We start from the raw sequence: 12,419 nt of genomic DNA on the forward strand, positions 1-12,419 counted from the left end.
GAGATGAAGGGCGTCGCCGGCATCAGTCGCCCCCGCCGTCGGCGCCCTTCGGGGAAGCAGCGTAATTTTCGCTTCCCCTGTCTACCTTCCGGTGGAATTACGCCCCCCTCCGTCGGAAGGCCTAGGGCGGTGAAGTCCCCCCAGCTTCACCGCCCGCCTTTTTCTCGATGCCAGAGTCTCCCCCTCGGCTTGCATGCGATTGCCGCTCGCGCCATGTTTAGAGAAGGTTGACCTCCTTGACCGCCGCCGAACGCACGATGCGCCTCCTGATCATTGAAGACGACCGTGAATCCGCCGATTACCTCGTGAAGGCGTTTCGCGAAGTCGGACACATTGCCGATCACGCCGCCGACGGCGAGGAAGGCCTCGCCATGGCCGAGAACGGCGATTACGACGTGCTGGTGGTCGATCGCATGCTGCCCAAGCGCGACGGCCTGTCGCTGATCGGTGCGCTGCGCGACAAGGGCAACACGGCGCCGGTGCTGATTCTCTCCGCGCTCGGACAGGTCGACGACCGCATCAAGGGCCTGCGCGCCGGCGGCGACGACTATCTGCCCAAACCCTATTCCTTTGCCGAGCTGCTGGCCCGGGTCGAGGTGCTGTCGCGCCGCCGCGGCGGTCCCGCCGAGGACACGCTCTACCGCGTCGGCGATCTCGAGCTCGACCGGCTCTCCCATCGCGTCGCCCGCGGCAAGGACGAGCTGACGCTGCAGCCGCGCGAATTCCGCCTGCTCGAATATTTGATGAAGCATGCCGGCCAGGTGGTGACGCGCACCATGCTCTTGGAGAACGTCTGGGATTATCATTTCGATCCGCAGACCAACGTGATCGACGTGCACATTTCACGGCTGCGCTCCAAGATCGACAAGGGCTTCGAGCGGCCGCTGCTGCACACCATCCGCGGCGCGGGATACATGATCCGTGACGGCATTCGGTAAACTCGTCCGCACCACGGCGTTCCGGCTGACGCTGGTCTATCTGTTGCTGTTCGCGATGTTCGCGGCCTCGCTGCTGGCCTATTTCGCCTGGAATACGCGGCGCCTCATCACCGAGGAGATCACGCAGACGGTCAATGCCGAGACCTCGGAGATCAGCGAGATCTATGGCCGACGCGGCCTGCGCGGCCTCGTTCTCGCGATCGAGTATCGCGCGCTGCGGCCGGGCGCCAACCTCTATCTCGTGACCACGCCGACCGGGCAGGCGATTGCCGGCAATGTCGGCTCACTGGCGCCCGGGGTGATGGCGACGCGCGGCTGGTCGGAGACCGCCTACCGGCGCCTCGAGGACGCCGACGACCGCGACCACCGCGCGCTGGTGCGCGTCACCGAATTGGAGAACGGCTTTCGCCTCCTGATCGGCCGCGACCTTGCCGAACGGCGGCGGCTGTTCGGCATCGTCGCCAAGGCCGCGCAATGGTCGGTCCTGATCGTCGTCGTGCTCGGCCTCGCCGGCGGCGTGTTCGTCGCCCGCCGCGTGCTTCGGCGCATCGATGCCATGACGGGAACGACTCAGCGCATCATGTCCGGCGATCTCAGCGAGCGCCTGCCGGTCGGGCGCAGCGGCGACGAGCTCGATCGCCTCGCCGAGAACCTCAACGCCATGCTGGAGCGCATCGAGGCGCTGATGGCGGGGCTCAAGGAAGTCTCCGACAACATCGCGCATGATCTCAAGACGCCGCTGACGCGCCTGCGCAACCGCGCCGAGGAGGCGCTGGCGCGATCGGGCGGCGAAGCCGATTACCGCGCGGCGCTGGAGCGCACCATCGAGGAATCCGACGGCCTGATCCGCACCTTCAACGCGCTGCTGATGATCGCGCGCGCCGAGTCGGGCCAGGCGCGCGGCAACATGGACGATTTCGACGCGGCCGAGGTGGCGAACGGAATCCATGAGCTCTACGAGCCGCTCGCCGAGGACGACGGCATGACCTTGAACGTGAGGGCCGAGCCGGCACCGGTTCACGCCAACCGCGAATTGGTCAGCCAGGCGCTCGCCAATCTGGTCGAGAATGCGATCAAATACGGCAAACCGGTCGCGCAGACCGGCGGAACCGTGGTCAGCATGGACGCCCGGCCAATTCTGATCGAGGCCAGGCGCGATGGCGACCAGGTGCTGCTCAGCGTCACCGATCGCGGTCCCGGGATCCCCGAGGGCGATCGCAAGCATGCCGTCGAGCGATTCGTCCGACTGGAAGCCAGCCGCACGCTGCCGGGCTCCGGTCTCGGTCTCAGCCTCGCTTCGGCGGTCGCGACGTTGCACGGCGGCGAATTGCGCCTGGGCGATGCCCAGCCCGGCCTCGTCGCCACGCTGGTGTTGCCTGCGCGCCTCAGTGCCGGCGACAGGGTTGCTCCGCCAATACCGGATGTGCCACAGAAGGTGGCATGAACCACTCCGCGCCGGGAAACGCGGACAAGCATGGCGAGAAGCTGGCCGCGCGCTTTGCGGAAGCTCCCCATATTGCCGCTTCCACAACCGACGAACGACGTCTTGAAAGCTGGCTGAGCGAGCTCGAGCTGGCCCAAGCAGCCCGTCTCGACGCGCTGCTGGCCCATCCCTTCGCGAGGGATATCCTCGCCGGAATCGCGGAGTTCTCACCCTATCTGTTCGATCTGGTGCGCGCCGATGCCTTGCGCCTGATCCGGCTGCTCGAATGCGATCCGGATGCGCATCTGACGGCGCTGATCGCTGAGGCGAGGGATGCGGTGCTCGCGGCGGCGGATGAGGTCGAGGTGATGCGGCTGCTTCGCCGCATGAAAGCGGAGGCCGCGCTGCTGACGGCCTTGTGCGACATCGGCGGCGTCTGGCCGGTGATGCGGGTGACGGCGGCGCTGACCGATGTCGCGGTGTCCTCGGTGCAGGCGGCGCTGCGATATCTGCTGCGGCAGGAAGCCGCACGCGGAAAGCTCTCGCCACCCAATCCCGAGGCGCCCGAAGTGGGCTGCGGGCTCATCGTGCTCGCGATGGGCAAGATGGGCGCGGGCGAGCTGAACTATTCCAGCGACATCGACCTCATCGTGTTCTTCGACCCCGAGGCGACGACGCTTGCGCCCGACATCGAACCGCAGCCGTTCTTCGTCCGGGTGACGCAAGGAATGGCCCGCATCCTGCAGCAGCGCACTTACGACGGCTACGTCTTCCGCGTCGATCTGCGCCTGCGGCCCGATCCGTCCTCGACGCAAGTGGCGATCTCGCGGGACGCCGCGCTGAACTATTATGAGCGGGAAGGGCGCACCTGGGAGCGCGCCGCGATGATCAAGGCGCGCGCCTGCGCCGGCGATCCCCGGGCGGGCGAGGCGATGCTCGCCGAGATCGCGCCCTTCGTCTGGCGCAAGCATCTCGACTTCGCCGCGCTCGCCGACGTCCACGACATGAAGCGGCAGATGCAGATCTATCGCGGCCAGAGCGAGGTCGCGGTGGAGGGACACAACGTCAAGGTCGGCCGCGGCGGTATCCGCGAGATCGAGTTCTTCGCCCAGACCCAGCAATTGATCGCAGGTGGCCGCCATCCGGAATTACGCGTGCGGCCGACGCTGAAGGCGCTCGACATTCTCGCCTCCAGCAACTGGATTACCGTTGCCGCGCGCGACGAGCTGACCATTGCGTACGAATTCCTGCGCCGGGTCGAGCATCGCATTCAGATGATCGCCGACGAGCAGACCCATACGTTGCCCGAAGACAAGGACGCGGTCGAGCGTTTCGCGCGCTTCTTCGGCTATCCGGATCGCGAGGCCTTCGCGAGCGATCTGCTGCGGCATCTCAAGATCGTGCAGGGGCACTACGAAAAGCTCTTCGAGGGCGACGATCCGACCGGGACCGCCAAGCTTCCTGCACTCGACTACGGTGCGGGTGCCGACGATCCGAGGCTGCTCCAGCACCTCGCAATGCTCGGCTTCAAGAAGCCCGCCGCCGTCGCGCAGACCGTGCGCGACTGGATCACTGGCGACTATCGCGTGTTCCGCAATGAGGCGACGCGGAACGCCTTCATCGAATTCGTGCCGGCCCTGATCGACGGGCTCGCCCACGCCGAGGAGCCGGATCGCGCCGTCGTGGCGTTCGACCATTTCCTCGGCGCACTTCAGCGCGGCGGCCGACTGTTCACGCTGCTCGGCCAGAACCGCGACCTCGTTGCGCTGGTCGCGCTGGTGCTGGGCGCGGCGCCGCGACTGGGCGAGATGCTGGCACGGCAGCCGCAACTGATGGACGGCCTGATCGATCCGCGCTTCTTCGGCGCCATGCCGGACCGGCAGGAATTGTCGGGGCGGCTGGCTGCGACCGTGCAGGATGCCGGCTCGTACGAAGAATTCCTCGATCGCCTGCGCCTGTTCGGGCAGGAGAGCCTGTTCCTGATCGGCACGCGGATTCTCTCCGGCACCGTTTCGGCGCAGCAGGCGAGCACGGCCTTTGCCGATGTCGCCGAAGGCATCGTCCACACCGTGCACGGCCTCGTCGCGGAGCGCTTCGCCGCCCAGCACGGCCGGATCGAGGGGCAGGAGACTGCGATCATCGCGATGGGCCGGCTCGGCAGCCGCGAGATGACGGCCTCGTCGGATCTCGACCTGATCCTGCTCTACGATTTCGACAGCGACAATCCGGACTCCGACGGCGCGAAATCGCTTCAGGGCGCGCATTATTTCGCGCGGCTGACCCAGCGCCTGATCAGCGCGTTCACGACGCGCACCAATTACGGCGTGCTCTACGAGATCGACATGCGGCTGCGTCCGTCGGGACGCGCGGGTCCCGTGGCCTCGAGCCTCGTTTCGTTCGCGGACTACCAGGCCAACGAGGCCTGGACCTGGGAGCACATGGCGTTGACGCGCGCCCGCGTGGTGTCGGCCTCGCCCGAATTTCGGGAACGGATCGAGCGCGTCATCCGCGACGTCCTGACCCGCCGACGCGACCCTGGAATCACCGCCAATGACGTCGCCGACATGCGGCGCGCGATCGCCCAGGAGAAGGGCGAGGGCGATTGCTGGGATCTCAAACATGCCGCCGGCGGCATGGTCGATATCGACTTCATCGCGCAATATCTCCAGCTCGTGCACGCGCACGACAAGCCTGAGATTCTCGACGTCAGCACCATGCAGGTGCTGGAGAACGCATGCAGGCTCGGCGTGCTCTCGCAGTCGGAGACCGAGATATTGCGAGCTGCAGCCCGGCTCTATCATGACCTCACGCAGATCCTGCGGCTGTGCGTCAGCGACCGTTTCAAGCCGGAAACCGCCGGCACCGATCTGCAGCGCGTGATGGCGCGGGCCGGCGACGCGCCGGACTTCTCGTCGCTGGAGGCGCGCGTGAAGGAGACCCAAAGCGAGGTGCGGCGCGTGTTCAGGGCGCTGCTGGAAGGGGCGTAGCCTGCTTCAGCGAGGCGATCGCCTCGCGCACATCAGGCTCGAGGCCCGCGCCGCCGGCATCGAGATGGGCGAAGATCGCGCGCTTCATGCGGGGATCCCAGAATTTCCTGATGTGCTCGGCAATGCCCGGCACGGACTTGCCATGGCCCTGGCTGCGGAAGAACGTTCCGATCTGGTTGGCCATGTAGATCAGACGGTCAGGCGACATCGGCAACCTCCGTGGCATGGCGAGCCACGATCCGGCTGCCGTGCGTAAATATCTCGAATCCGTCCTGCCGGGCGATCGCGATCAGCGTGATGCCGGCGGCTTCCGCAGTGCGCACTGCGAGCGCAGTGGGCGCGGAGACCGCGATCATCATCGGGGCGCCGATTGCGGCCGCCTTCTGCACCATCTCGACCGAGACGCGGCTGGTCAGCAGCACCATGCCGCCGTGAGCATCCGTGCGGCTGCGTGCCAGCGCGCCGGCGAGCTTGTCCAGCGCATTGTGGCGGCCGACATCCTCACGCAGCGCGACGATGCTGCCGGCAGGGGACCAGAATGCGGCTGCGTGCACGGCGCGGGTTTGCAAATTGATCGATTGCAGCGGCGCGATGGCCTGCATCGCCGCCATGATCTGCCCGGGCGTGAAGGTCTGATCGTGCGGCACGACCGCCGCGGGGCGCACGGCTTCGGCGATGGACTCGATGCCGCAAATGCCGCAGCCGGTGGGGCCCGCGACATGGCGGCGGCGCTCGCTGATGAGCGCCGCATCCTCCGCCGCCAGCCACATTCTGAGTTCGATGCCGTCGTCGAGGCGAACAATCTCGAGTGACTTGATGTCGTCGACCGACTTGATGATGCCTTCGTTCAGACTGAAGCCAACGGCAAAATCTTCCAGGTTCTGCGGCGTTCCCATCATGACGGCATAGGTGCCGCCATTATAGGTCAGTGCCAGCGGCGTCTCTTCCGGAATCAATCGCGTTCCTTCGGACGCCACGCCGTTGCGCCAGATTTCGCGATCGATCGCCAGGACCGGGACGTGCATGCCTCTACTCCGCGGCCTCGGCCGGCGCGATGCGGCGCGATTGCCGCGCCTGCGCGTCGTAGGCCTTCTGCCAGTCGGACGGGCCGTTCGAGGGCGACACCTGCACCGCCGTGACCTTGTATTCGGGACAATTGGTCGCCCAGTCCGAATAGTCGGTCGTGATGACGTTGGCCTGCGTATCCGGATGGTGGAAGGTGGTGTAGACGACGCCGGGCGCGACACGATCGGTGATCTCGGCGCGCAGCGTGGTCTCGCCGGCGCGGCTCTTCAGCCGCACCCAGTCGCCCTCGCGCACGCCGCGCTGCTCGGCATCGTGGGGATGGATCTCGAGGCGATCCTCGGCGTGCCAGACCACGTTCTCGGTACGCCGCGTCTGCGCGCCGACATTGTACTGGCTGAGGATGCGGCCCGTCGTGAGCAGCAGTGGATAACGTGGGCCGGTACGCTCGTCGGTCGCGACATACTCGGTGACGACGAACTTGCCCTTGCCGCGAACGAAGCCGTCGATATGCATCACCGGCGTGCCTTCGGGCGCCTTCTCGTTGCAGGGCCACTGCACCGAGCCGAGCTCGTCGAGCTTGGCGTAGGAGACGCCGGCGAAGGTCGGCGTCAGCGCCGCGATCTCGTCCATGATCTCCGAGGGGTGGCTATAGTTCATCTCGAAACCCATCGCCTTGGCGAGGCCGATCGTGACCTCCCAGTCGGCCATGCCGTTCTTCGGCGTCATCACCTTGCGAACGCGCTGGATGCGGCGCTCGGCGTTGGTGAAGGTGCCATCCTTCTCGAGAAAGCTCGAGCCGGGCAGGAAGACATGGGCGTAGTTTGCGGTCTCGTTCAAGAAGAGGTCGTGGACGATGACGCATTCCATCGCCGACAGCGCCGCGACGACGTGCGAGGTGTTCGGATCGGACTGGAGGATGTCTTCGCCCTGCACGTAGATCCCCATGAAGGTGCCTTCGACCGCGGCATCGAACATGTTGGGAATGCGCAGGCCCGGCTCGGGGTTAAGCTTGACGTTCCACAGTGCCTCGAACTGGTCGCGCACAGCATCGCCGGAGATGTGACGGTAGCCGGGCAGCTCGTGCGGGAACGATCCCATGTCGCAGGAGCCCTGCACGTTGTTCTGGCCGCGCAGCGGGTTCACGCCGACGCCGGGGCGGCCGATATTGCCCGTGACCATCGCGAGGTTCGCGATCGCAATCACGGTAGTCGAGCCCTGGCTGTGTTCGGTGACGCCCAGGCCGTAATAGATCGCACCGTTACCGCCGGTCGCGTAGGTGCGAGCTGCTTCGCGCAGGTCCTTCGGGTTGACGCCGGTGAGGATGGCCGTGGCTTCCGGGCTGTTCTTGGGCTGGGCGACAAACGCCGCCCATTCCTCGAACTCGCTCCAGTCGCAGCGTTCACGCACAAACGTCTCGTTGACGAGGCCTTCGGTGACGATGACATGCGCCAGCGCAGTCATCACCGCGACGTTGGTGCCGGGCATCAGGGGCAGGTGCAGCGCCTTCACATGCGGCGATTCCACCATCTCGGTGCGGCGCGGATCGATCACGATCAGTTTGGCGCCCTGGCGCAGCCGCTTCTTCAGCCGCGAGGCGAACACCGGGTGAGCGGAGGCCGGATTGGCGCCGATGATCACGACGACATCGGTATCTTCGACCGAGTCGAAATCCTGCGTGCCGGCGGACGTGCCGAAGGTGGTGGAGAGACCATAGCCTGTCGGCGAGTGGCAGACGCGGGCGCAGGTGTCGACATTGTTGTTGCCGAACCCGGCACGGATCAGCTTCTGCACCAGGTAGGTTTCTTCGTTGGTGCAACGGGATGAGGTGATGCCGCCGATGGCGTCGCGGCCGAATTTTTTCTGGATGCCGCGCATCCTGGTTGCAGCAAACGAGAACGCCTCATCCCAGGACACTTCGCGCCAGGGATCCTCGATCCGATCCCGGATCATCGGGTTGAGGATGCGTTCCTTGTGGTTGGTGTAGCCCCAGGCGAAGCGGCCTTTGACGCAGGAATGGCCGCGATTGGCCTTGCCGTCCTTGTAGGGCACCATGCGCACCACTTCCTCGCCGCGCATCTCGGCCTTGAAGGCGCAGCCGACGCCGCAATAGGCGCAGGTGGTGACCACGGAGTGCTCGGGCTGGCCGATCTCGATCACGGATTTTTCGGTCAGCGTCGCGGTCGGGCAGGCCTGCACGCAGGCGCCGCAGGAGACGCATTCGGAGCCGAGGAAGCTCTCGCTCATGCCCGGCGAGACGCGGCTGTCGAAGCCGCGGCCGGAGATCGTCAGCGCGAAGGTGCCTTGTACCTCCTCACAGGCGCGGACGCAGCGCGAGCAGACGATGCACTTGGAGGGATCGTAGGTGAAGTAGGGGTTGGACTCGTCCTTCGGCATCCAGTGGTCGTTGGCGCGACCGTCCGACTTGCCAGGTGTCTTGGCGAAGACGTGGTTCTCGCCTTCATAGCCGTAGCGCACGTCGCGCAGGCCGACTGCACCGGCCATGTCCTGCAATTCGCAGTCGCCATTCGCGCCGCAGGTGAGGCAGTCGAGCGGATGGTCGGAGATGTAGAGCTCCATCACGCCCTTGCGCAGCTTCTTGAGCCGCTCGGTCTGGGTGTGCACGACGAGGCCGGACATCACCGGCGTGGTGCAGGACGCGGGCGTGCCGGCGCGGCCCTCGACCTCGACGAGGCAGAGACGGCAGGAGCCGTACGCGTCGACCATGTCGGTCGCGCAGAGTTTTGGGATCTGGTGGCCGGCGTCCATCGCGGCGCGCATGATCGAGGTGCCCTCGGGCACCGTGACCTCATTGCCGTCGATGGTCAGCGTCACCATCGTTTTCGATTTGGAAGCCGGCGTGCCGTAGTCGATTTCCTCGATCAGAGACATCGTCGTTCTCCTATTCCGCGGCCTGAAGCGTGGTCGGTGCCGGGACGAAATCCTCCCGGAAATGCTTCAACGCACTGAGCACGGGGTAAGGCGTGAAGCCGCCCAGCGCACAGAGTGAGCCGAATTTCATGGTGTTGCAGAGGTCTTCGACCAGCGCGAGATTTTCGCTCACGCGCTCGCCGTTGATGATCTTCTCGATGGTCTCGACGCCACGGGTCGAGCCGATCCGGCACGGCGTGCACTTGCCGCAGGATTCGACCGCGCAGAACTCCATCGCGAAGCGCGCCTGCTTGCGCATGTCGACGCTGTCGTCGAACACGACGATGCCGCCGTGGCCGATCAAGCCGTCGCGCGCGGCGAAGGCCTCGTAATCGAACGGCGTGTCGAACAGCGTCCGGGGGAAGTAGGCCCCTAAGGGCCCGCCGACCTGCACGGTGCGAACCGGGCGGCCTGTGAGCGTGCCGCCGCCGATGTCGTCGACGAGCTCGCCGAGCGTCACGCCGAAGGCGGTCTCGAACAGACCGCCATGGCGAATGTTGCCGGCGAGCTGGATCGGCATCGTGCCGCGGGAGCGGCCCATGCCGAAATCCGCGTAGGCCTTGGCGCCTTCGGCGAGGATGAAGGGGACGGCGGCGAACGACAGCACGTTGTTGATGACGGTCGGCTTGCCGAACAGGCCGTGATGCGCGGGGAGCGGCGGCTTGGCGCGCACGATGCCGCGGCGGCCTTCGAGACTTTCCAGCAGCGAGGTTTCCTCGCCGCAGACATAGGCGCCGGCACCGACGCGGACTTCGAGATCGAAGCTGTACGTTGAACCGCCGATCTTGTCGCCGAGATAGCCGCCGCGCCTGGCGACCACGATGGCAGCGTTCATCGCCTCGACCGCGTGCGGATATTCGCTGCGGATGTAGATATAGCCCTTGGTCGCGCCGACCGTAATGCCGGCGATGGTCATGCCTTCGATCACCAGGAAGGGATCGCCCTCCATGATCATGCGGTCGGCGAAGGTGCCGCTGTCGCCTTCGTCGGCGTTGCAGACGATGAACTTGCGGTCGGCCTTGGCCTGCGCAACGGTCTTCCACTTGATGCCGGTCGGAAAGCCGGCGCCGCCGCGGCCGCGCAAGCCCGATGCCGTGACTTCGGTGAGGATCGCATCCGTGCCGAGCGACAGTGCCTGCTGCAAGCCCTTGTAGCCGCCATGGGCGAGGTAGTCGTCGAGCGAGCGCGGATCGATCACGCCGCAGCGGGCGAAGGTGAGGCGGGTCTGACGCTTCAGCCAGGGGATCTCGTCGGTTGCGCCGAGCCGCAACAGGTGCGGCGTGTTGCCGGCGAGCGCGTCGAGCAGGGACGCTACGTCGGTCTCGGTGACGGGGCCGAAGGCAATCCGGCCCTGCGGCGTTGCGACCTCGACCAACGGCTCCAGCCAGTACAGGCCGCGCGAGCCGGTCCTGACGATATCGATGGCCACACCGCCCTTCGCGGCGGCTTGCTCCAATGCCAGCGCAACCTCGTCGGCGCCGACGGCGAGCGCGCCGGCATCACGTGAGACGTAGAGACGGATGCTCATCCTTGCGCCTCCGCGACCAGCGCATCGAGGCGCTTCTGATCGAGCCGGCCAATGAGGCGACCGTCGAGCATCGCGGACGGCGCGGTCGCGCACAGGCCGAGGCAGTAGATCGGCTCCAGCGTGACGCGATCATCGGCCGTGGTGTTGCCGAGCGCCACGCCGAGCCTTACTTCCGCGCGCGCAGCCAACGCATCGCCGCCCGCGGCCTGGCAGGCCTCCGCACGGCAGAGCTTGAGCACATGACGGCCGGCGGGCTTGTGGCGGAAATCATGGTAGAACGTGAATACGCCATGGATTTCGGCACGCGACAGATTGAGCGCTTGCGCCACCATGGGAACGGCGGCCTCCGGTACGTAGCCGAATGCCTCCTGCAGCGCGTGCAGGATGACCAGCGTCGCGCCCTCCTGGCTCGCATGTTCGGCGATGATTTCGGCGCCGCGCGTCTCGTTCCAAGGCTCGTAAACCGCTGTCATTATTCGTCTCGACCTGAGCGTTCCCTGGCCGCAAACTAGTTGGAATCATTCGAGGATCAATAAAGCTGTTCCGTGCGGCGATTGCGGATTTCAATCGATTGGCGAATGCGATCACACGATGCGAAATTGCAATTTGGGCGTTCCGCAGCGCGTTTTTGCGTGTTTGGGAGAGGGCAGGCGTGCTAGCTTGCATGCCACGACAGAATTCGAGGGGACGTTCGGTTGCTCGACAAGCTTGAACTGCTGCTGGCGCTGGCGAAGGAGCGCCATTTCGGACGCGCGGCGGAGGTCTGCGGCGTGACGCAGCCGACGATGTCGACCGGGCTCAAGCAGCTCGAGGAGATCCTCGGTGTGATGCTGGTCCAGCGCGGGTCCCGCTTCCAGGGCTTTACCCCGGAAGGCGAGCGGGCGCTGGACTGGGCGCGGCGGATCGTCGGCGATGCCCGCGCCATGCGCGACGAGATCAACGGGCTGAAGCACCAGCTCTCCGGCGAGATCCGCATCGCGGCGATCCCGACCGTGCTCGGCATGGTCGCCGCGCTGACGACGCCGTTCCGCGCCCGGCATCCTGAGGTGCGCTTCCGCATCCAGTCCACCACCTCGTCCGAGGTGCTGGGGCTGCTCGAGAATCTCGAGGTCGACGCGGGGCTGACCTATATCGAGAACGAGCCGATCGGCAAGGTGCGTACCATTCCGCTCTACAATGAGAGCTATCGTCTCCTGACCGCGCCGGATGCGATGTTCGGTGACCGCGAGACGGTGACATGGACGGAGGTCGGGCAGGTGCCGCTCTGCCTGCTGACACCTGACATGCAGAACCGCCGCATCATCGACCGGGCGCTGCGCTCGGTCGGCGCCGAGGCGACGCCGACGCTGACCTCGAACTCCCTGCTGGTGCTGTTCACGCATGTCAAGACGGGGCGCTGGGCGAGCGTGATGCCGGCCAAGCTCGCCGAGACGCTCGGTCTGTCCGACACGGTGCGCTCGATCCCGATCGTCGATCCCGACGTCAATTACAGCATCGGCATGGTGATCCCGCAGCGCGATCCGATGACGCCGCTGATCGCGGCCCTGGTCAATGTCGCGCGCGAAGTGGCGCCGAAGCTGCAACTGTAG

9 protein-coding genes are annotated in these 12,419 nt (G+C 66.1%); 4 read left to right on the forward strand and 5 right to left on the reverse strand.

The genetic code is table 11. The annotated features are described in order from the left end of the window. Positions 1-257: 257 nt before the first annotated feature. Genes ACFDR6_RS21770 through ACFDR6_RS21780 form a run of 3 tightly spaced genes read left to right on the forward strand, consistent with a single transcriptional unit; the run spans position 258 to position 5,348 of the window. On the forward strand, positions 258-938 hold the full coding sequence (locus tag ACFDR6_RS21770) for a response regulator transcription factor (protein ID WP_039185038.1): 681 nt from the start codon (positions 258-260) through the stop codon (positions 936-938). Next, positions 922-2,382, forward strand: a complete 1,461-nt coding sequence (locus tag ACFDR6_RS21775) for a sensor histidine kinase (RefSeq protein WP_317240330.1) — start codon at positions 922-924, stop codon at positions 2,380-2,382. The genes ACFDR6_RS21770 and ACFDR6_RS21775 overlap by 17 nt, the downstream gene beginning before the upstream one ends. After that, on the forward strand, positions 2,379-5,348 hold the full coding sequence (locus tag ACFDR6_RS21780; RefSeq protein ID WP_375859443.1) for a bifunctional [glutamine synthetase] adenylyltransferase/[glutamine synthetase]-adenylyl-L-tyrosine phosphorylase: 2,970 nt from the start codon (positions 2,379-2,381) through the stop codon (positions 5,346-5,348). Before ACFDR6_RS21775 ends, ACFDR6_RS21780 begins: the two co-directional genes overlap by 4 nt. On the opposite strand, the gene ACFDR6_RS21785 is transcribed toward ACFDR6_RS21780, so the two are convergent. The 5 genes from ACFDR6_RS21785 to ACFDR6_RS21805 are packed head-to-tail and all read right to left on the reverse strand — an operon-like array spanning position 5,323 to position 11,303. Further along, positions 5,323-5,556 (reverse strand): formate dehydrogenase subunit delta, encoded by a 234-nt coding sequence (locus tag ACFDR6_RS21785; RefSeq protein ID WP_375859444.1) that lies wholly within the window; start codon positions 5,554-5,556, stop codon positions 5,323-5,325. The two genes, ACFDR6_RS21780 and ACFDR6_RS21785, sit on opposite strands and share 26 nt — an antisense overlap. Beyond that, the gene (gene fdhD / locus ACFDR6_RS21790) at positions 5,546-6,373 is read right to left on the reverse strand and encodes a formate dehydrogenase accessory sulfurtransferase FdhD (protein ID WP_375859445.1); all 828 of its coding nucleotides are present in this window, start codon (positions 6,371-6,373) and stop codon (positions 5,546-5,548) included. Before fdhD ends, ACFDR6_RS21785 begins: the two co-directional genes overlap by 11 nt. Positions 6,374-6,377: 4 nt before the next feature. Continuing rightward, entirely contained in the window at positions 6,378-9,263 is a 2,886-nt protein-coding gene (fdhF, locus tag ACFDR6_RS21795) for a formate dehydrogenase subunit alpha (RefSeq protein WP_375859446.1), read from the reverse strand. A gap of 10 nt (positions 9,264-9,273) precedes the next feature. Further along, entirely contained in the window at positions 9,274-10,830 is a 1,557-nt protein-coding gene (locus ACFDR6_RS21800) for a formate dehydrogenase beta subunit (RefSeq protein ID WP_375859447.1), read from the reverse strand. Next, a complete protein-coding gene (locus tag ACFDR6_RS21805; RefSeq protein ID WP_317240324.1) occupies positions 10,827-11,303 on the reverse strand; it encodes a formate dehydrogenase subunit gamma in 477 nt (158 codons plus the stop codon). The genes ACFDR6_RS21800 and ACFDR6_RS21805 overlap by 4 nt, the downstream gene beginning before the upstream one ends. Before the next feature lie 222 nt (positions 11,304-11,525). On the opposite strand from ACFDR6_RS21805, the gene ACFDR6_RS21810 reads away from it, so the two are divergent. Next, the gene (locus tag ACFDR6_RS21810; protein WP_212081369.1) at positions 11,526-12,419 is read left to right on the forward strand and encodes a LysR family transcriptional regulator; all 894 of its coding nucleotides are present in this window, start codon (positions 11,526-11,528) and stop codon (positions 12,417-12,419) included.

This window comes from Bradyrhizobium tunisiense (genome assembly GCF_042263385.1).
Classification (GTDB): domain Bacteria; phylum Pseudomonadota; class Alphaproteobacteria; order Rhizobiales; family Xanthobacteraceae; genus Bradyrhizobium; species Bradyrhizobium tunisiense.